Source organism: Geobacillus uzenensis, assembly GCF_002217665.1.
Lineage (GTDB): Bacteria > Bacillota > Bacilli > Bacillales > Anoxybacillaceae > Geobacillus > Geobacillus subterraneus.
Genome location: NZ_NEWL01000005.1, coordinates 345680 through 367650, shown reverse-complemented (window position 1 = coordinate 367650; position 21971 = coordinate 345680). Strand labels below are relative to the sequence as shown.

The window sequence follows — 21971 nt, the reverse complement described above, 5'->3', positions numbered from 1 at the left end:
TTGATCAAACAAAAAACTCCCCAAACCATCCACTGGTTTAGGGAGTTTATCGTCACGGCCGAAACACCTTTAACCGTTTCGCCAGTTCTTTCGTACGCGGATATACATCGCGATAAATCGCAAACAGCTCTTTGTATTTCGCCGCCGCATCCGGCCGCGGTTCGACGATGGAATCGACTTGTTTGAACGCGTCGGCGCATTCCTTGAGCGAATCAAACCAGCCGACGCCGCAGGCGGCGATCATCGCGGCGCCCAGTCCCGGCCCTTGTTCGTTTTTCAGTTTTTCCACCGGGATGCCGAAAATATCGGCTTGGATTTGCAGCCACTCAGCGCTTTTCGCCCCGCCGCCGATCGAGACGACCGAATCGATCGTTTTGCCGCTCGCTTTGATGATCTCCACCGACTCGTTGAGCGAGAACGTAATGCCTTCGATGACCGCGCGGGCGAAATCCCATTTCGTCTGCGCCGAATCAATGCCGACAAACGACCCGCGAATATCGGCGTCCGCATAAGGCGTCCGCTCGCCGGCCAAATATGGCGTAAACAACAAGCCGTTGGCGCCAATCGGCGACTCGGCAGCGCGCTGGACGATCTCGGCAAACGGCACGTCCTCGGCAAACGTCCGCTTCCACCAGTCAAAGCTGTAGCCCGCCGCCAGCGTCACCCCCATAATATAGTAGGCGTTCGGCTCGGCATGGTTGAAGTAATGCACTCGTCCAGCGAAATCTTTTTCCCCGCTTTGTTCATAGGCAAGCACAACGCCGGATGTGCCGATGCTTGACATCATCTTCCCTTCCGCCAAAATGCCGGCGCCCACCGCGCCGCAAGCGTTGTCCGCCCCGCCGGCGAACACGTTCACCGATGCCGGCAGCCCGGTCTGTTCCGCCACCTCCGGACGCAGCGTCCCGACGAACGCCGTCGCCTCGACAAGCGGCGGGCAAAGCGTGAGATCGACGCCGACCGCCCGGGCGATCGCCTCGCTCCACGTTTTCGTTTTGATATCCAACAGCAGCGTCCCCGCCGCATCCGATACATCCATCGCCATGTGCCCGGTCAAGCGGAAGCGGACATAATCTTTCGGCAACAAAAACACCCGCGCCCGCTCGTACAGCTCGGGTTCATGGTTTTTCACCCACAACAGTTTTGGCAGCGTAAACCCTTCAAGCGCCTCGTTTTTTGCGATCGAAAGCAACGTCTCTCGACCGACTTTCGCTTCAATTTCCCGGCACTCGGCTGTCGTTCGCGTGTCGTTCCATAAAATCGCGTTGCGCACGACGTTCCCGTCGCCATCGAGCAGCACAAGCCCGTGCATTTGCCCAGAAAAACTCAAGCCCACGACCGACTCCGGAGAAATGCCCGCCGTTTCCCAAACGCGGCGCAACGCCGTAATCGTCTTCTCCACCCAATCGTCCGGGCGCTGCTCACTATAGCCGGAATGAGGCTGGTAGAGGGGATAGGACTCGGTCCATTCCCCTTTCACCACGCCGTGTCGGTCGACAAGCAACACTTTGACGGCACTCGTTCCTAAATCGACGCCAATGACATATTCCACGCTCATCCCTCTTTCACGAACGAGATCCACTCGGCGCGCTGACTTCGAGCAAATATTGATTCAGCAACGTTTTCAAGCGCTCAAGACGGCCGGACGTATTGCGAATGTCGCCAAGCTGCAAGGCGTACTGCTCCAGCTTGTGGAAGTCCGCCGTCCCTTCGACGATCTCGCGGCCGATGCCTTCCGTATAGCTTTTGTACCGCTCTTCGATGAACTGTTCAAATACGCGGTCTTCCAACAAGCGATGAGCGACTTTCAACCCGATCGCAAAGCTGTCCATCCCGGCAATATGAGCGTAGAACAAGTCTTCCGGTTCAAACGAGCCTCTTCGCACTTTCGCGTCAAAGTTCAAGCCGCCGCGCCCAAGGCCGCCGTTTTGCAAAATTTCATACATCGCCAACGTCGTCGTATACAAATCGGTCGGGAATTCGTCCGTATCCCAGCCAAGCAGCGTATCACCTTGGTTCGCATCGACCGAACCGAGCATGCCGTGGATGCGGGCGACGCGCAGCTCATGTTCAAACGTATGGCCCGCCAACGTCGCATGGTTCGCTTCGATGTTGAATTTGAAGTAATCCTTGAGCCCGTACGTTTGCAAGAACGCCAGCGCCGTGGCCACGTCAAAATCGTATTGATGCTTCGTCGGCTCTTTCGGCTTCGGCTCGATCAAAAACTGACCGTCAAAACCGATTTCTTTCGCATAGTCGACCGCCATACGCAAGAAGCGGGCCAAATTGTCAAGCTCCAGTTTCATATCCGTGTTCAGCAGCGTCTCATAACCTTCCCGTCCGCCCCAGAACACGTAGTTTTCCGCCCCGAGCCGCTTCGCGATCTCCAACCCTTTTTTCACTTTTGCCGCCGCATAGGCGAATACATCAGCGTTACACGACGTCGCCGCCCCGTGAACGAAGCGCGGATGGCTGAACAAGTTCGCCGTATTCCAAAGCAGCTTCGTTTTGCTTGTTTTCATGTATTCTTCAATCATATCGACGATTTCATCTAAGTTTTTATACGTCTCGCTGAGCGTTTCCCCTTCTGGCGCAATGTCGACGTCATGGAAGCAGAAAAACGGAACGTTCAGCTTTTCAAACAGCTCAAACGCCGCCTCGACGCGCGCCTTCGCCAGATCCATGCCGCCGTACGTATTCCATGGACGAATCATATTGCCGACGCCAAACGGATCCGATCCATCCCCCGTAAACGTATGCCAATACGCCACTGAAAAGCGCAAATGCTCCTCCATTGTTTTGTCGCCGACTTTTTCTTCTGGATTATAAAACTTAAACGCCAACGGATTGCGCGACTCTGGTCCTTCATATGGAATGGTGCCGACATTCGGGAAGTATGCCATATCCAAGTCCTCCTTAAAAATAAGCGAGAATGATTTGTTTCAGTTTCATTATAACGCTTTCATGTTTGTTTGTCTATCGTATAAACAAAGTGTTTTCACCTGTAAAACCACAACTATGTTAGTTGAAGTTTTACAGGGGGGATGGGCATACGATCCCCCACACTCTAGATATTACCGTTTTTTATTACATAATGCTTTACATTCCGACGCTTGTTATGATGACTTTCTGTTTCCACAACTACTTTCAGATTTTAAAATTCAACTTAGTCAGCACTAAATCGATACCTTGTCATCGACACCTGCTCCTTGTCAGCCGGCAATACGATCGACGGAAACTGCGGATGATGGATCGCATCCGGCAGCCCTTGCGTTTCCAGGCAGATGCCTAAATATTTCCGCGACGGCACGCCGCCTAGATCCAACCCTTCCGGCAGCTGGTTCGATGTATACACCACCACGCCGACCTCATCCGTCTCCACCGTCAGCACCCGCCCGCTCTCCGGGTCGGAAAGCACAATCTCTTTGTCATGATGCCGATCGAGCCAAAACGGATGGTCATAACCCCCGCCGACGAGTGCAATTTGCGGATGCCCCGATTCGACCGCCTCCCGGATCGTCTTTCCTTGCCGCAAATCAAACGGCGTGCCAGCGACATCCAAGACGCGGCCCGTCGGAATCAGCTCCTCATTCAACTCGAGTACGCGAGCGCTTTGGATGGCCAGCGTATGGTCTAAAATATCGCGCTTGCCGTTGCCGCTCAAATTAAAATACGTATGGTTCGTCAAGTTGACAAGCGTCGTTTTGTCCGAACGAGCCCGGTAGGTGACGGTCCATTCGTTGTCATTGTTAAGCCAATACGCCACTTGCACATCAACCGCCCCCGGATACCCTTCTTCCCCGTCTGGGCTTGTGTACGAAAAGACGACGCCGACCGCATCGTCGCGCTGGACGGGCTCGGCCTGCCAAAGCACGCGGTGGAATCCGTTCGGCCCGCCGTGCAAGTGGTTGTTGTGTTCGTTTTTCGCCAGTTGATATGTGATTCCATCAAGTTCGAAGCTCGCTCCACGAATGCGCCCCGCCACCCGGCCGATCACGGCGCCGAAATAAGGGGCGTTCTCGACATACGGCTCAAATCGGTCAAACCCAAGCACCACATTTTCAATGTTGCCCATCCGGTCAGGAACCAGCAGTTTGGTCACAATGCACCCAAAGTTCATCGCGGACAATTGTATGCCGCGATCGTTTGTCAAGGTGAACAAGAGAATATCGTTTCCATTCAGTTCGGACCACTTTTCGTATGTAATGTTCATCCCGATTCCCCTTCCTTCATAACCGCACGATCGCTCCTGTTTTCATCGATGTGCGGCAAGCGTCGAGCGCCCGCGATTGTTTGATCCTAATCACGAGTGCCGGCGAATACCATGCAACATGTGTAATGTTAATTCTAGATAAAAGTAGCTGCCTCAATACTCCTATCAATCATATCAATTATACTGGCTAAAAAGAACCTAAAAAATGGCCAAACCTCATAGTATTAAGTAGGTATAGAATTAAAAGAACTTATTCAATCAATTCAATTATACCATCATAATTGCTCGTCCATCCTAAATCGACATTTCAAATGTACACCAATTCAAAAAAGGGCTTCTTCTCTCCTAAAACACGCTCGCAAAAGAAAAGAAGATCAATTCCTCATCGTAGATAAACTTCGAGATTGTTAGTCATTTAACACCAGCCCCCTCTCTTTTCTCTTCCACACGACGATCAGCCCTATGGCGACGAGCCCAAGGGTGCCGGCAAAATAAAAGGCGAAGGGAAGGGCGATGAGCTCATTGACGATGCCGGCGAGGTACGGGCCACCAAACATGCCGATTGCGTAAATCGCCTGATACGTTCCCATCGCGGTCGCTTTTTTGCTTTCATCGACGGATTCAATCGACATTCCTAACAACAATGGGAACAAGAGGCCGAGGAAAAAGCCGCTCCCGATTTGGACGAGATAAACCAACCAGCTTCCGCCGGCAACCGGAATCAAAAACGTAAACACGGCACTGCCGAAAAAGGCAATGACCAAGGATCGCCATTTCCCGAATAAAGGCACTACGGTCTTTCCGATGAACACCGTCGCGATGGCGTGAGGAATCATAAAACAAATCATTAGAAAGCACAAATCTCGTTCGTCAAGGCCGGCTTTTAGGACATACACCGGTGTGAAGCCAAAGATGGTCGTAAACATGATCCCGTGGGCCAACACGGATAAAACGGAGACTTTGAGCAACAACGGTTCTTTCATAACGGAAAAAAGGTCTTTCAGCTGGACGGTTTGCGGCCGCACTAATTCGCCTCGTTGTTTTTGCTCCTTGATCGATACAGAGAGAACGGCGCCCACCGCGGCCAGCCATCCCCCGGCCCAAAACGGGGCATGCCATCCCCAGCGGTCCACGATCGAACCGCCTGCCGTCATGCCCACGAGCTGCGCCAACACCACGACAAGCGAAATTTGGCCCATCGCCCGGTGGATGTCTTCCGAACGGAAGTAACTAGCATACAGAACCGTAAAGACGACCCACGTCGCGGCGGCGACGCCAGCGAGCGCTCTTGCCACCAGCGCCCATCCTAAGCTGTTCGTGAGCGCAAACAGCCACCCGCTTCCCATCGCAGCCGCCATGCCGATCATGACAAACGGTTTTCTCCGTTGCACCATATCTGAGACAAGGCCGATCGGAATGCGGCATAAAAACTGCATGAGGCCGTAACTGCCCAAGACAAGCCCGACAAACGAATACGCCCCTCCCAGCTGTTCCACATACGGAGACAGGATCGGCATATAAATAAAAAGAGACAACCAAAAGAAAAAGGAGGCGATGAGGAACATCGCCACATCCTTGCGCCATGGGCTGTGAGCCACCCCACTCCCCCCTTTGCGCGTTCATGTATGGCTACACCGAAGGCAACAAGGCCTCTGTTGCCTTCTTTGCCGAACCGAATTCGCGAATTTTTTGTTTGACCGTCTGTTTCACTTCTTCTCTCCCGGCGCCAAGGTATTTCCTCGGATCATACAGTCCCTCGTTCTCGCGGAACATGCGGCAAATGCCGCGGGTAAAGGCCCATTGGTTCTCGGTGTTGACATTGATTTTCGCTGTTCCAAAGGAAATCGCCTTTTGAATATCGGCCAGCGGAATTCCTGTTCCGCCATGCAGGACAAGAGGAACCCCAGTTCGGCGCCCGATCTCTTCCATCTGGGCAAATCCCAGCTTTGGCTTCCCTTTGTACGGGCCGTGAACCGAACCTAACGCCGGAGCGAGGCAGTCGACCCCTGTTTCTTTCACAAGGCGTTCGCATTCCTCAGGAATGGCATACAAGGCTTCTGCTTCGTCCACCACCAAGTCGTCCTCCTGCCCCCCGATCCTCCCCACTTCCGCTTCGACCGAGGCGCCAAACTCCCGTGCGGCTTTGACGACTTGTTTCGTGATGGAAATATTTTGTTCTAACGGATGATGGGATGCATCGATCATCACCGAAGTAAACCCGGCTTCCATCGCTTCGAGGCATTGTTCATAGGAAGAGCCGTGATCCAAATGAAGCGCGACTGGCACCGTGATGCGGTACTCCTTCACGAGCTCTTTCACCATGGCCGCTGCGGTCCGCAACCCACCGAGATGGTCAATATATCCCGGACTCACGGCCAAAATGACCGGCGCTTCTTCTTCCTCAGCCCCCAGCAAAATGGCCTGAGCAAATTCCAAATTGTTGATGTTGAAATGTCCGACGGCATATCTTCCTTGCCATGCCCGTTGCAGCATGTTTTTCATCGACACAAGCGGCATTGTTCGCCCTCCTTTTCTGTTTCAATATACGGAAAACGTATCAAGCACTCTTGTGGCGCTTGATACGTTTTCGAACGCATTACCAGCGGGAGGTCACCATTTTTTTGCGCGTATAAAACTCGACGCCATCCATGCCGTTCGCATGAAGATCGCCATAAAACGAGTTTTTCCACCCGGAGAACGGGAAGAACGCCATCGGCGCGGGAACGCCTAAGTTGACGCCTAACATGCCAGCGTCGATTTCCTCGCGGAATTTGCGGACATTCCCCCCGTCTCTTGTATAGATGCACGCTCCATTGGCAAACGGAGACTTGTTGGCCACCTCAATGGCTTCATCTAATGTCTCGACCCGTACGACCGAAAGCACAGGGGCGAAAATTTCGTCTTTCCAAATGGTCATGTCAGTAGTGACTCGGTCAAAGATCGTCGGACCGATAAAGTATCCATTGTCCTGAACCGCGGTGTCCTTTCGTCCGTCGCGCACCAGAATGGCCCCTTCCTTTTCCCCAAGTTCAATATACTTCACGGTCCGTTGCTTATGGGCTTCGCGAATGACCGGGCCTAAAAAGACGCTCTCCTCCAGCCCATTGCCGATTTTCAATTCATTCGCGGCCGCCACCAGCTTCTCGACAAGTTCATCGGCAATCTCCCCAACCGCGACAACGACCGACGCCGCCATGCACCGTTCTCCCGCCGAGCCGAACGCCGCGTTAATAATTTCACGGACCGCAACATTCAAATCGGCATCCGGCATGACAATGGAATGGTTTTTCGCCCCCGTCAACGCTTGAACCCGTTTGCCGTGAGCCGCTGCCGTTTTGTACACATACTCGCCGACAGGCTGGGAACCGACAAACGAGATGGCTTTCACATCCGGGTGCTCCAACAGCCCGTTCACGACATCATGCGCCCCATGGACGATGTTAAGCACCCCGTCCGGAAGCCCAGCCTCTTTAAACAGTTCAGCCAAACGATTCGCCAACATCGGCGTGCGCTCGGACGGTTTTAAGACGAACGTGTTTCCGCACGCAATCGCCAGCGGGAACATCCAGCAAGGGACCATCATCGGGAAGTTAAACGGCGTGATGCCCCCCACGACGCCGATCGGATACCGGTACATCCCCGATTCAATGCCGGTCGCAATATCTGGAAGCTGCCGCCCCATCATGAGCGTCGGCGCACCGGCCGCAAATTCGACGCATTCAATGCCGCGCTGCACTTCCCCATATGCTTCGTTGTAGCTTTTGCCGTTTTCTAACGTCACCAATCGGGCCAGCTCTTCCCAATGCTCGACAAGCAACTGCTGATATTTAAACAAGATTCTTGCCCGACGCGGCACCGGCGTTTTGCGCCATGTTTTGAACGCCTCTTTGGCAGCTCGGACCGCTTCGTCCAACTCCTCGCGGCTTGAAATCGGAACGTAGGCCAGCACTTCGCCCGTTGCCGGGTTCGGAACGGCTTCCGTCTTCCCGGAACGTGACTCGACCCATTGCCCGCCAATATAGTTTTTTAAGGTTTGCACTCCCGTTGTCATCGTCATGTCCATGTTCCCCCTTCTTTTTATTTCCGAGCGGCTGAACCGTTGCGATGTTGTTCGATGAACTGTTCGATTTGCGCCAATGTCGGCATCGCATCCGAGCAGCTATGGCTTGAGATGACAATCGACGCCGCAGCTGCCCCGTATTCCATTGCCTTTGGAATCGGCCAATCGTTCATTAGCCCGTAGATAAATCCTGCGGCATACGAGTCGCCGGCCCCAAACGTTTTGACAATATTTGCTGGGAAAATCGTGCCGACAAACGTTTCTCCAGTTTTCGTATAAGCAATAGACCCGTCTTTGCCATGCTTAATGACAACGATTTTCGCGTTGTAATCAAACCATTTTCGCGCTGTTTGTTCATCATCGCGCCGCTGGCCGTCAAACCGCTCCATCATGTCAAATTCTTCTCTCGTGCCGATGATCACGTCGCATTTTTCGGCTGCCAAGTTGTAATAGATCGCTGTTTCCTCTTTGGATTGCCACGTATATGGGCGATAATCCAAATCGAACACAACGACGGTTCCATGGCGTCTTGCGTAGTCCAACGCTAAAAACACCGCTTCTCTTGACGGGCTTTTCGCTAAAGCTGTCCCGGAAATCAACAGGCATTTGGCGCGCCGAATATAGTCTTCGTCAATATCGTTCGGTTCCAGCTTCAAATCAGCGACATTATCGCGATACATTAGGATGCTGCAGTCGGTCGGGCTCTTGATTTCGGTAAACGCCAAGCCCGTCACACTGCCGGACTTGTCGGTAATGACATGGGACGTATCAATTCCATTGTTTTTTAAATATCGGACAATAAATCGACCCATTTGGTCGTCAGCAACCCGGCCGATAAATCCCGTTTTCATGCCGAGCCGCGCCATGCCGATGGCGATGTTCGCCGGAGACCCACCGACATATTTCGTAAACGTCACCGTTTCTTCCATCGGCCGATGGATTTCATTGGCGTTCAAATCGATGCATAGCCGGCCAACGGCGATAAAATCGAACGGTTTTTGCTGGTCAAATGGGAGGAAACTCATCGAACCGCCTCTTTCTATCATCTTTTTGGATCGTTTCTACTTCTGTTTGGCCGCGAGCTTGCTTTCCATCACCCACTCATGGTCCGGGTCATTATGGAACTTCCACGTCCGTACAGGCCCAGCCATGACGTTCAAGTAATACCCCTCATACCCTGGAGGAGCGGAAACCGGATGGTAGCCTTTCGGGACTAAGACGACATCCCCGTTTTTCACGACCATCGTTTCGTCGATGGAACGATCATCGGTGTACACACGCTGCACCATAAAACCGTGACCGGGATTGATTTTATGATAATACGTTTCTTCCAAATACGACTCATGGGGCAAGTTGTCTTGGTCATGTTTATGCGGAGGGTAGCTCGACCAGTTTCCTTCCGGCGTAAACACTTCAACGACAAGCAAGCTGTCGGCCGGTTGGGATTCCGGAAGAATGTTATGCACCCGCCGTTCAATATTTCCTGCTCCCCGTATTTCGACTCCTACTTCGCTTGGCGGGATCAGCCGCGCCGGGTATGTCCCTTTGCCCGGCGCGAGGCAAACCGCTACTTCCACGTCCGTTACGGCTTCAATTTCATATACATCGTTGGCCGGAACATAGACCGAGTACGGCGGAACTTTCTCAAACACATCCATTCTCAGCCCGATTTGTTCCCACCGCTCCTGCTTCGTCGATATGTTCGCTTTCCCTTTAAGAAGAACAAGGCAAGCCTCTTGCGCAAGCGTCTCTTTTCGCAACGTTTGCCCTTTTGCCAATACATACACTTCAAACCCGACATATTCCCATCCCGCCGATTCCGGCGTCACACGGACGACGTTCCCTTCTTCGTTCGGCGGATGGCTTGGTATGACCAGTCGGCTCATCGTTTCATCCTCCCCCCCTTACCGCTTTTGGGCCGCCAAGAGATGATGAACAAGGCGGTCAATATATTCTTTGGCCATTTTGGCGTACGTGTACGGGTGCGCCACAGCCGGGTCCTGTTCTGCTTCGACGATGATCCAGCCGTTATAGCCCATCTCAATCAATTTTGAAAAAATCGGAACAAAATCAATGCATCCATCTCCAGGAACCGTAAACATGCCACGCAGCACCGCCGTGCGAAAGTCGAGTTGTTCCCGTCTCACCTGCTCGAGCACATCGTGTCTTATGTCTTTTAAATGAACGTATTGAATGCGATCCGCATACCGATGCAACAGTTCAACTGGATCATATCCGCCATATAACGCATGCCCTGTGTCATACAAGAGATGGACAAGATTCGGATCCGTCAACTCCATTAAGCGATCGATCTCTTCCGCCGTTTCGACGACTGTTCCCGCGTGAAAGTGGTAAACAAGTTTCATTCCTAGCTCTTGGCATATATGCGCGGCGCGATGCAATCCATCAACAAGGGACTCCCATTCGGAATCCGTGAGCCGTTGAATCGTTTTTTCTTCTGGCGCCCGGCGCGGATCCCAGTGCATCGATCCCCCCATCTCGCAGACAATCGCATACTTGCATCCCATATCGTGCAAATATTCCGCCCAAGACCGGAACGTCTTGAGTTCCTCTTCAAGACGAGAACGGTCTGAAAAGAGCACGCCGATGAATTTGCTGGCGAGCTCGATGCCATATTGGTTCAGTTTTGCCCTCAATGATGGGGGATCTTGGGAAAAGAGGCGCCCCATTTCCGTTGCAACATATCCAAGCTCCGCCATTTCGGATAACACTTGATCTTGTGTGTAATGGTCGCCCAATCCCGGGATATCGTCATTGACCCAGCTGATCGGCGCAATACCGATACGAAAAGGATGAACCGTTTTTTCCATCTCTCTCACTCCAGTTGTTCAATATTTTCTTGCCCTTTGCAATTGTTGTTCTTTCCGCTTGTATGCCTCCGCAATTTTTGGGTTCCGGGACACTTCCGCCACCCCGACATGCCACCATGACTCATAATCATGGGTCATCGTTTTTGGAAGCACCTTAATATCGATCAATGTCGACACCGATTGTTGTTTGGCATCTTCGAGCGCTTCTTTTAATTGCTCAAGCGTGCACACTTTGTACGTTTTTACCCCGTAACCGGCCGCGCTTTGCGCGAAGTCAATCGGAATCAAGCTCCCGTCTAAGCGCCCGGTTTCTCCGTTGCGGTAGCGGAATTCTGTGGCGAAACTGCCCATTCCATGACCCATTTGCAAGTTGTTAATGCAACCGAATCCACCATTATCAAATAGGAGAACATTGATTTTTTTCTTTTCCTGAATGCTCGTTACAAGCTCCGAGTGAAGCATTAAGTAGCTGCCATCGCCGACCATCGCATAGACTTCTTTATCCGGCTCCGCCATTTTCACGCCAAGGGCACCAGCAATCTCATACCCCATGCACGAATAGCCGTACTCCATATGATACGTATTGGGCCGGCGCGCCACCCACATGCGCTGCAAATCCCCCGGCAAGCTGCCTGCCGCTCCGATGATAATGGCGTCGTCATCGATCCACTCGTTAATCGCGCCAATGACTTCCGTTTGCGTTAACGAGGAACCGAAAAACTCCGAATACTCAGTTAACACCTCATCGAGATGGCCGGCCACCTCCGGCTTAAAGCCCGACTGGCGGTAGCGGACGTGATACAGCCGGTTAAGCTCTTCTTCCCAAGCCTTTTTCGCGATATCTATTTCATTCGTATAGCCGGATCGATACCCGATTTTCTCCAACTCTTCGGTTAAGGCGAGAAGAGCAAGTTTCGCATCTGCCACTACGCGGACGGCATCCAATTTGCAAGCATCAAAGACCGAGACATTGATCGTCAAAAATTCTACTTCAGGATGTTGGAAAAGCTGTTTCGACCCTGTCGTAAAATCGGTGTAACGAGTGCCAATCCCAATGACCAAATCGGCTTCCTTCGCGATTATATTGGCGGCAAGGTTGCCGGTGACGCCAATTCCCCCGAGATTGTATGGGTGGGCGCTTTCCACCGCGCTTTTGCCGGCTTGCGTTTCCCCATAAGGAATGTGAAATTTCTCGGCAAACTGTTTCAGTTCTTCCGCCGCCTCCGAATAACGGACACCGCCGCCGCAAATGATGATCGGTTTTTTCTTTCTGCGAATGAGCTCCACCGCCTCATGAATCGCCGCTTTCGCCGGAACACGGCGTTCAATGCGGTGAATCCGTTTTTGAAAAAAGGATTCAGGAAAATCGTACGCTTCCCCTTGCACATCTTGAGGCAAGGCAATGGTGACTGCTCCGGTGTTGGCGGGATCGGTCAGTACCCGCATCGCTTGAATCATCGCCGACATCAGCTGCTCGGGGCGGCTGATGCGATCCCAATATTTGCTGACGGCACGAAATGCATCATTTGTGGAAACCGTCAAATCATGCCAGTGCTCAATTTGTTGGAGTACCGGATCGGGTTGTCTAGTCGCGAACGTATCCCCCGGAAGCAATAAAACCGGAATATGGTTCGCTGAAGCCGTCGCCGCTGCTGTCACCATATTCGCTGCTCCAGGACCGACAGACGATGTGCACGCCATAATTTGCCGCCGGTGTTTTTGTTTTGCAAAGGCAATCGCCGCATGCGCCATGCCTTGCTCATTGCGCCCTTGGTACACTTCGAGCTCTCCTGGATCTTCCTCAAGCGCTTGGCCAAGGCCGAGTACGTTGCCATGGCCGAAAATCGTAAAAATGCCTTTGACAAACTTCTGGATGTGGCCATCGAACTCCACATACTGCTGATTTAAAAACTTGACTAACGCTTGGGCGGTTGTTAAGCGGATCGTTTTCACCGGTTTCCCTCCCGTAGATGTTCAAACTCGTTCGATCTCAAAATACCGACGGAGAACGTTCTCCATCTTTGCCTTTCCGGTTTGAATCGTTTCTTCTGCTTCCCATTGCCAATACTCGGGGCGGAATAACTCAATGGAAGCCATTTCATTGTAGCCAATGGCTTGGAGCGTACGTAAAATGCCATCCAAGTCAATCGCCCCGTCCCCCGGCCACACTCGATGGTGATCGCGCAATGCGCCAACCGGCAAATCTTCACAATCATCCATATGGAATACGAAAATGTCCTTCGGATCCGCCGCTTGCAAGTCCTCAAGCCGGGAGTTCATGGCGTGAAAATGGAAGCAGTCGAGAACAAGGCCCACTTGGCCGCTGTCCACCTCTTTGACAATCTCATATGCCTGCGCGAACGTGTTAACGGAACAATTGGGATATCCGCAAAACTCAAGCGCGATTTTTACGCCATATGGTTCGCTTAACTCTGCTAACTCCCGCAGTACGCGAACGGTTTCCGCCTTAATTTCAGCCTTGGTATAATCGCCTACGTCAAACGTCGGAACTGCAATCACCGTTTTGCAGCCAATTTGCTGGCCAATTTCGCACAAAAACTGCAGATCGCGGCGAATTTGGCCAAATCCTTCCTCATCACGGAACGTGATAAACTCCAGCGCATTGAAGGCATACGGTTTTAAACGATGAGAAGCAAAGAATTGTTTCAAGTCGTCAACCGTATAGGAAGCGAGAAATTCTTTCAACTTATCAAGCCGAATTTCAATGCCGTCATAACCGTGCTTTTCGCATAGATCTAAGTCGTTCTTTAATGTGGAGTTTTGTAGTGTTGTCGCCTCATTAAACACAATCTTCATGAGCCTTTGCTCCCCCTGATTATGATTTCCGGTTTTTGCGGGAATCGATGAACACCGCCACCGTAATAATGACGCCTTTCAGAATTTGTTGCCAATACGGCGAAACGTTTAACAAGTCAAGTCCGTTGTTCATCACCCCGATAATGAGCGCACCGACAATCGTGCCGCCGATCGTCCCAATCCCGCCAGCAAGGCTTGTACCGCCAATGACCGCCGCAGCGATGGCATCGAGTTCATACATCATCCCTGCCGTCGGCTGCCCCGAGGAAATGCGCGAAGTCAAGATGACCCCCGCCAATCCGGACAACAGACCAGCGTATCCGTAAACGAAAATCTTATATTTATCGACATTGACCCCGGCAATGACGGCGGCCTGCTCATTTCCGCCGATTGCATAGACATATTTGCCAAACTTCGTTTTATTTAAGAGAATGTAAGAAATGACCCCTACAAGCGCAAAGATGAGAATCGGAACCGGAATCCCCAAAACATCTCCTTGGCCAATCCATAAGAACGATGGCGACAAATTCCCAATCGGTCTCCCGTCGCTGAATAACAGCGCTGCCCCTCTCGCGGCCGTCATCATGCCCAATGTGACGATAAACGGGGCAATGTTCGCCTTCGAAATAATCGTTCCGTTTATGACCCCAGTCAAAAGCCCTAACCCAAGACCAATCAAAATCGGAACAATCACGGGATACGTATCCGGGTGGGCAAAACTGGCGGCCACAACCGACACAAGTGCAATGACGGATCCCGATGACAAATCAATGCCGGTCGTAATAATGACAATCGTGACGCCAATCGCGACAATGCCGACGACCGACATTTGCCGAACGATATTTAATAAGTTGCCGGTTGTAAAAAACGTCGGCGAAAGAATGGACATCAAAATGACGAGCCCAATGAGAATCATCAACATTCCATAGCGGTCGAAAAATCGATACAATTTGTCCTTCGACGTGGCCGTGGAAGAAACCCCTGCCTTCTCCCGCTTGTTCGTAACAGAAACTTGGCTTTCCATCTCCATTCCCCCTATCCTTATCTTTTCGTCTCGATCAGCTGGCCCGTTGCCAGCTGCATAATCCGCTCTTGGGTCGCTTCTTCCCTCGTTAGTTCTCCCATTTTTCTCCCTTCATGCATAACAATAACCCGGTCGCTCAATCCTAATATTTCTGGCATCTCAGACGAAACCACGACGATCGCTTTGCCATTCTTGGCGAGCTCAAAAATCAGATTATAAATTTCCGCTTTCGCTCCTACATCGATTCCCCTTGTCGGTTCATCGAGGAACAAAATATCCGGGTTATGAAGCAGCCAACGGGCAATGAGTGCCTTTTGCTGATTGCCTCCGCTTAAGTATTTGATCAACTGCTGCAAGCTCGGTGTTTTAATCGAAAGCTGTTCAGCAAGCCGTTGGCAGTCTTCGCGGATTTTTCGTTGCTGCAAAAAACCCGCCTTCGTATACTGGTTGACCGTAACCGTGATCATGTTGTCCTCGACAGACAACGGTAAAAACAGCCCTGTCAGTTTTCGGTCTTCCGTCAACAATCCCATTCCATACCGAATCGCATCCCGCGCCGAGCGGATCGTCGCCTTTTTTCCGTGGACATAAATGTCTCCCGCATCCGGTTTAGCAACACCGAAAACGCTTTCTAATACTTCCGTTCTTCCGGATCCCATCAAACCGGCAAATCCGACAATTTCCCCTTTTCGCACTTCAAAGCTCACATCATGAAATTTCCCTTTTTTCGTCAACCCTTGAACCGACAACGCCACTTCCCCAATCGGGACTTTTGGTTTATGGAAAATTTGATTTAGTTCCCGCCCAACCATCATTTGAATGAGTTCATCTCTTGTCATTTGATGGCTCGGCTTCGTCCCGATGTACTTGCCATCCCTCAGCACGGTCACCTCATCGGTGATTTGTTCGAGCTCATCCATCTTATGGGTAATATAAATAATGGAAACTCCCTCTTTTTTCAACGAACGGATAATCCGGAAAAGGTGGTGAACCTCTTTCTCTGTAATCGCAGACGTTGGTTCGTCCATAATAATGAGCTTCGAATGATAAGAAATCGCCTTTGCAATTTCCACCATCTGCATATTGGCGATGCTCAAATCCGCCATCTTCGCATTGGGATCAATATCGATCTCAAGCCGTTCGAATAGTTGCCTCGTCTTTTTGACGAGCTCTTTCATTTTGACCCAGCCGGCGAACGGATAACTCGGCTCCCTGCCAAGAAAAATGTTTTCCGCTACTGTCATGTTCGGAACAGGGCTTAACTCTTGGTGAATCATTGAAATGCCTCTATCAAGCGCATGTTTGATCGTGGAGACTTTCAACTCTTCGCCGTCAAGGATAATCTTGCCTCGGTCCGGCGTGTAAATGCCAATTAAAATTTTCATCAATGTCGATTTCCCAGCCCCATTCTCTCCCATGAGCGCGTGAACCGTGCCTCTTTTAACCTTCAGCTGCACACCGTCTAACGCTTTGACGCCTGGAAATTCTTTGGTTATGTATATCATTTCCAGCACATAGTCTTCGCTCATACACTTCCCCCCATCTCCACCAAGGTTCACTGTTTTTTCTGAAAGGCACTAGCAGTTGCTGCGATGCGTTCGGAAAGAAATGGCGTCGTCCGAACAAAGTTAACAAAATTACCTTATTTAGCGCTTTCGTTCATGAATGCGCTTTTATGCGCAACAGTAGGGCTCTTTCCGCAACTGCTGCACCCGTCTGTTAGGGAAAGCGCTTTCCCTACTTTTATTCTATAGCTTTTCTGCATTTTTTACAACACTTTTTTTAAATCTTCAGTAAAATTGCCCTTGTGATTGCCTTATAACTGATCATTCATTGTTGTTAAGGGAATTGTCCGTGCAACACCGGCAGCCAAGAAAGACGTTACCTTCCCTCTTCTCATTGCAAGCTGGGCAAGCGCTTACTCTAACCTATCTTTTTCCCTCTTAAAAAATATCCTTAGTTACAAACTATTTTATGAACGTCTGCCAACCGGTTTTTTGATCGTCTGACGAGATCGCAAACCGCAAAAGCCTTATCGGCAGCTGCCGTTTGAATGAAAGGACACTGGCTAATATAGTGTCCTTTCATCCTAATTCACTCATAAAGAGGGATAACAAACGGAAACTGTTATTCCCATTCATTTCACCGCTAAAAAATGTCCCAAAAGTGAACGTTATACAAACACTTTTGGGACATCTGCAAGATTGCCGTAAGCCACCTTTTGGACAATACCCTTTACAGCCGAGTAGCAGTGAACTCCCCACCACCTACGCTTCGCTTAGAGGCGGGGGGCTTCAAGCGACTTGTGCGTGTTCGCCGAACGGTAAGCCACACACAAGAACCCTTTACGCTCCCCTTCGTTCTGAAGGTGTCTGTTCTAACCATAGACGATCCTATTCGTTTTCGTTGGCGATTGCCAACCGAAATTCATCTCCCGCCTACTCACTGGTCTGTGCCCTTCACGTTCCTTGAGGCGGGAGACTTCTTTAGGAAATTACGTTAAAACGGGACATCATTGCCACTTTTTGACATACTCATCAACATTATCTTTCGTGACGAGTTCATACGGAATCCAGTTAAACTTCTCAACTTTTTCCCCTTTTGCGGCTTTAATGGCCACTTCTAGTCCGCCTTGCCCTTGTCCTTTGGCATTTTGGAAGACGGTCACTTTCAATTTCCCTTGCTTCACGTATTCAAGGGCATCTGGTGTCGCGTCAATTCCCGCTACAATAACGTCGTTTAACTTTCCGGCAGCCTCAAGAGCCATAATTGCACCAATCGCCATTTCATCGTTGTTCGCTACAACGGCATCGATTTTCTTACCAGATTGCAGCCAGTTTTCCATCAACGACATTCCTTTGGCGCGATCCCACTCGGCCGTTCCTTCAAGGACGACTTTCATCCCCGGATATTTTTTGATCACTTGCTTGTTTCCTTCGGTCCGTTTGATCTGCGCTTCATGCCCCATTTGGCCGTTCATAATGGCAATGTTTCCTTTACCGCCTAACATTTTTGCTACTTCTTCCATTTGCATAATGCCGGATTTGATTGACTCTGAACCGACGTAAGCGGTCGCTTTGTCTACCCCATCAAAGATACGGTTGACAACAACGATCGGAATGTTAGCCTGATTAGCCTTCTCAACCATCTGCGGAGCCGAAACAGTGTCAACAGGGATAATGACAATCGCATCGACTTTTTGCTGAATGAAGTTTTCCACTTGAGACAATTGCTTGTTTGCGTCATTCATCGCATCGACGTAAATGACTTCTACATCTTTTTGCGTTTTGGCATACTCTTTCATTCCGTCTTGCAAGTAACTTAGCCATTTGTCATCAAAATCCGGAAGGGCTGCGCCAATGACGATTTTTCCCGATTTGTCTCCCGATTGGGCTGTTTCTTGTTGTTTGTTACAACCAAACAGCAACGAAAAACTAAACAGCAATACGACTAACGACACCCACTTCATTCGACCTTTCATCTTCCTTTTGCCCCCTTGTCCCCTTTGTTTCTTTCAAACTTCTTTATCCATAGCTGTCATGTTCATCTCTCGATGGAGAGCGAAACCGACCTATGGACGTTTTTTATGACAAACGAAGCCTAGAATAGCCTCGCTGCCGTCAATTAACGTGTTTGCTCAGCTACATGCCCTTCGATCCATACTGTTTTTCCGGTGTCAAACGATTCAGTCGCCGCAATGGCGATTTTTAAGTTCACTTTTCCATCAATTTCGGTTACTTTTGGCGTTTGCCGGTTTTGAATGCATTCGATAAAGTGGACAAGCTCTAAACGGTATGCATCATTGAAGCGCGTTTGGAAATCAGGGATGATTTCGTACGTGCTTCCTTTGGCATTCAGCAATGTGACATTTTGGTTGCGCAAAGTGCCAATAAACAGCGAACCTTCTGTGCCGATGATTTCTGTACGAATATCGTGCCCGTATGGCGAGTTCCGGCTTGCCTCGATATCCCCGGCTGCGCCAGAGTCAAAGTGGACATACGTAATCGCCTGGTCTACGTCTTTAAACTCTTCCATAAACGGATGCAAGAGCACCCTTCCATGAGCAGAAACAGATGTAATTTCCGCCCCCATTAAGTAACGGGCAATATCATAGTCATGAATCGAAACATCCAAAAATACGCGGCCGCTATGTTGGATAAACTCAGCCGGGGGAGAACCTGCATCTCTTGTAATCCCTTTAAAGTAGATCGGCTTGCCAATATCCCCCGCTTCGATTCTTCGCTTCGCCTCGGCATAAGCAGGATCGAACCGTCTCATAAAGCCGACTTGGCAAATGACGCCTGTCTCCTGAATCGTTTGAATAATTTCATCAGCTTCCTCTAAACTTTGGGTAAGCGGTTTCTCCACGAAGATCGCTTTGCCGTTTCTAGCTGCTTTTGCAATCATCTCTGCATGCGTACTCGTTGGAGTCACGATCACGACGGCATCGATTGTCGGATCCTCGAATACATCATCAGGGTTTTTCGTCCACCGCTCAATCCCATATTCCCGTGCAAACTGCTCTGCTCTTTCTCCAAGAGGATCGACCACACTTACCAGTTTCGCGCCGCTTACTTGGTGAGTCGCCAAATTTTTCGCATGATGATGTCCCAGGCGCCCTAAACCGAGAACTGCACAACGAACGGTCATGGTCCACACACCTTTCTTTGTTTAATGTAATCGCTTTCCTGCTGATCCTACTCTAATCAACACTATTGCATCTGCACGGACGGCAACACTTCAGAAATGCTTACCCATCCCCCAGTTTGCACTGACCGTTCCACCGCCTCAAGCACAGCTTGATTGCGAACACCGTCTTCGAAGTTCGGCGAAGGGTTGTACCCGCCGGCAATGCCATTCATCATTTCCACCAACAAGTTAATAAATGTATGTTCATAGCCAATAATGTGCCCAGCCGGCCAATAAGCCGAGGCATACGGATGCTCCACCTCTGTGCAGTTGATCGTCCGGAATCCTTGCAGTCCGCGCTCATCGTCTTCGAGGTACACTTGAAGGTTATTCATATTTTCCATGTCCCAACGAATCGAGCCGCGTTCCCCATTAATTTCAAAACGGTTGCCTGCCCGATTCCCTCTGCTAAAACGGCTGACTTCAAACACTCCTAAAGCCCCGTTTTCAAAACGCGCCAAGAAGGCGGAGGCATCATCAACATCCACTTCTCCCCATGCCGTGCCTTCAACGCGCCCTTTTAAATGGATATCCATATCCCCAAGCGGCCGTTTTTTGATAAACGTCTCCATCATGCCGACGACTTCGCTGAATTCTCCGACTAAGAAACGGGCTAAATCGATGATATGCGCCCCAAGATCCCCGTGTGTGCCTGATCCGGACACTTCTTTTTTCAGACGCCATATTAATGGGAAGTTCGGATCCATCAGCCAGTCTTGCAAAAACGTAGCACGAATGTGGTAAATTTTCCCCAGTCGCCCTTGTGCGATCAACTGCTTGGCAAACTGAACCGCCGGAGCAAAACGATAATTGTGACAAATCATATGAACTACACCTGCTCGCTTGACAGCTTCCAACATTTCAAGCGATTGTTCCAATGTGAGAGCAAGCGGTTTCTCACAAATGATATGTTTTCCTGCTTTCGCTGCCGCGATTGCAATTTCCGCATGCGTATTGTTTGGAGTAACAATATCGATGACATCGATATCATCCCGTTCAATCAGGCGGCGCCAGTCTGTTTCGTACGATGCCCATCCCATTTTTTGCGCCGCTTCTTTGACCCCTTGCTCGTCCCGGCCCGCAATGGCTTGCAGAACCGGGGTAACATCTGTGTCGAAGTAGAAGGGAAGATCGCGAAACGCATGGCTATGCGCTTTTCCCATAAATTTATAACCAACCATGCCAATCCGGACTCGTTTTTTCTCTTTCATTCTCTCACCCGCCTCTTTTATTTTGACGGCGCTGCGTGGCGAAAGTCGATCATTTTCCCCGTTTTAGCGCTTTCATAAATCGCCTCTAGCAATTGAATCGAGCGGAATCCATCTTCAGCTGTCACCGGAGGCTTTGTTCCATGGATAATGGCATCAATAAACAGACGATCCTCTTCCTTATATCCCCATTTTTCTTCAATGGATAATTGATAGAAATCATGAATGTGCGCCGCCTGCTGCAACCCTGGGGCATACATGACTTTTTCGAGTTCTTGGGTTGCGACCGTGCTATACTTCCCATAAACTTCCAAACTCTCAAACGGAAAGCTCCATCCGGCATGGGCATACGTCACAAAATTGACGATCGTCCCCGAGACAAATGTCATCATAATCGCGAATGTATCTAATTCCTCTGTCGAAATGTTTTGTTTTGCTTCGCAGTAAACCGTTTGTACTTCACCAAATAAATAACGGCATAGATCCATCAAATGGAAAGGAGTTTCATACAAGAAGCCTCCCGTCACCTTCGGGTTTGCCGTCCAAGGAGGATTTAACAGTTCGCCGCGGTTCATTTTTACATGAGCCAAATAGGGGGTTACCTCTCCGGAATCAATCAATTCCTTGACTCTTTTGTACACTGACGCATATCGACGGTTCATTCCCAAGTTGTAAATCGCCTTTGATCGTTCAGCCGCTTGCCTGATCTGCTCTGCCCCCTCCAAAGAAGTCGCCATCGGTTTTTCTGAGAACACATGCACATTGTTTTCCAGACATTTTAGTACCGGCTCAACATGCATCGTGTTTGGCGTCGTCACGTAAACAGCATCTACACCAAGATCAAATAATTCCTCGAGGCTTTTGACCGCTTTTGCTTCCCCGGCTTCCTTCGCTAACGCGTCGGCTCTTTCTTCCACAATATCCGCTACCCCAATAATTTGAACCCGCTCATCTTTCTTTAGGATCGACGTATGTACCTTGGCAATCCCTCCGGCTCCCAAAATTCCTACTTTCACCCGAGTCATGATTTTCTCCTCCTCATTTCCGTTGTAGAACAAGGAAGCGCTTTCTAATGCATCGAAAACAATGGTTATCTGTCCGTGAATAAATAGTGCAATCTAATCCCCAT

General features: G+C 50.3%; 17 protein-coding genes. All 17 read right to left on the bottom strand.

Annotation, left to right across the window (positions count from 1 at the left end; translation table 11 throughout):
* Positions 1-52 precede the first annotated feature (52 nt).
* The 17 genes from xylB to B9L21_RS07015 all read right to left on the bottom strand — a co-directional run bounded on the left by xylB (position 53) and on the right by B9L21_RS07015 (position 21867).
* Positions 53-1552, bottom strand: a complete 1500-nt coding sequence (gene xylB, locus B9L21_RS07095; RefSeq protein ID WP_063165774.1) for a xylulokinase — start codon at positions 1550-1552, stop codon at positions 53-55.
* Positions 1553-1565: 13 nt separating this feature from the next.
* Complete coding sequence (gene xylA / locus B9L21_RS07090) at positions 1566-2903, bottom strand: xylose isomerase (RefSeq protein WP_063165773.1); 1338 nt, start codon at positions 2901-2903, stop codon at positions 1566-1568.
* Between the two features lie 263 nt (positions 2904-3166).
* Complete coding sequence (locus tag B9L21_RS07085) at positions 3167-4213, bottom strand: aldose epimerase family protein (protein ID WP_063165772.1); 1047 nt, start codon at positions 4211-4213, stop codon at positions 3167-3169.
* Positions 4214-4620: 407 nt separating this feature from the next.
* Positions 4621-5811 carry an MFS transporter gene (locus tag B9L21_RS07080; protein WP_318825730.1) on the bottom strand — a complete coding sequence of 397 codons (1191 nt, stop codon included), beginning with the start codon at positions 5809-5811 and terminating at the stop codon, positions 4621-4623.
* Between the two features lie 31 nt (positions 5812-5842).
* A complete protein-coding gene (gene fba, locus B9L21_RS07075) occupies positions 5843-6730 on the bottom strand; it encodes a class II fructose-1,6-bisphosphate aldolase (RefSeq protein ID WP_063165771.1) in 888 nt (295 codons plus the stop codon).
* 79 nt (positions 6731-6809) lie between these two features.
* Entirely contained in the window at positions 6810-8270 is a 1461-nt protein-coding gene (locus tag B9L21_RS07070) for a CoA-acylating methylmalonate-semialdehyde dehydrogenase (protein ID WP_063165770.1), read from the bottom strand.
* A 20-nt stretch (positions 8271-8290) separates the two neighbouring features.
* On the bottom strand, positions 8291-9298 hold the full coding sequence (iolC, locus tag B9L21_RS07065; RefSeq protein WP_063165769.1) for a 5-dehydro-2-deoxygluconokinase: 1008 nt from the start codon (positions 9296-9298) through the stop codon (positions 8291-8293).
* 36 nt (positions 9299-9334) lie between these two features.
* On the bottom strand, positions 9335-10159 hold the full coding sequence (gene iolB, locus B9L21_RS07060; RefSeq protein WP_063165768.1) for a 5-deoxy-glucuronate isomerase: 825 nt from the start codon (positions 10157-10159) through the stop codon (positions 9335-9337).
* Positions 10160-10177: 18 nt separating this feature from the next.
* A complete protein-coding gene (gene iolE, locus B9L21_RS07055) occupies positions 10178-11104 on the bottom strand; it encodes a myo-inosose-2 dehydratase (protein WP_063165767.1) in 927 nt (308 codons plus the stop codon).
* 18 nt (positions 11105-11122) lie between these two features.
* Positions 11123-13057 (bottom strand): 3D-(3,5/4)-trihydroxycyclohexane-1,2-dione acylhydrolase (decyclizing), encoded by a 1935-nt coding sequence (iolD, locus tag B9L21_RS07050; RefSeq protein ID WP_063165766.1) that lies wholly within the window; start codon positions 13055-13057, stop codon positions 11123-11125.
* 21 nt (positions 13058-13078) lie between these two features.
* Complete coding sequence (locus B9L21_RS07045; protein WP_011231382.1) at positions 13079-13921, bottom strand: sugar phosphate isomerase/epimerase family protein; 843 nt, start codon at positions 13919-13921, stop codon at positions 13079-13081.
* A gap of 19 nt (positions 13922-13940) precedes the next feature.
* A complete protein-coding gene (locus B9L21_RS07040) occupies positions 13941-14945 on the bottom strand; it encodes an ABC transporter permease (protein ID WP_011231383.1) in 1005 nt (334 codons plus the stop codon).
* Between the two features lie 17 nt (positions 14946-14962).
* Positions 14963-16474 carry a sugar ABC transporter ATP-binding protein gene (locus B9L21_RS07035; RefSeq protein ID WP_063165765.1) on the bottom strand — a complete coding sequence of 504 codons (1512 nt, stop codon included), beginning with the start codon at positions 16472-16474 and terminating at the stop codon, positions 14963-14965.
* 983 nt (positions 16475-17457) lie between these two features.
* Positions 17458-18426 (bottom strand): sugar ABC transporter substrate-binding protein, encoded by a 969-nt coding sequence (locus tag B9L21_RS07030; protein ID WP_063165764.1) that lies wholly within the window; start codon positions 18424-18426, stop codon positions 17458-17460.
* Positions 18427-18569: 143 nt separating this feature from the next.
* On the bottom strand, positions 18570-19595 hold the full coding sequence (gene iolG / locus B9L21_RS07025) for an inositol 2-dehydrogenase (RefSeq protein ID WP_063165763.1): 1026 nt from the start codon (positions 19593-19595) through the stop codon (positions 18570-18572).
* Positions 19596-19657: 62 nt separating this feature from the next.
* Positions 19658-20845, bottom strand: coding sequence for a Gfo/Idh/MocA family protein (locus tag B9L21_RS07020; RefSeq protein WP_063165762.1), 1188 nt, complete (start codon positions 20843-20845; stop codon positions 19658-19660).
* 17 nt (positions 20846-20862) lie between these two features.
* Positions 20863-21867 carry a Gfo/Idh/MocA family protein gene (locus B9L21_RS07015; protein WP_063165761.1) on the bottom strand — a complete coding sequence of 335 codons (1005 nt, stop codon included), beginning with the start codon at positions 21865-21867 and terminating at the stop codon, positions 20863-20865.
* Positions 21868-21971 lie beyond the last annotated feature (104 nt).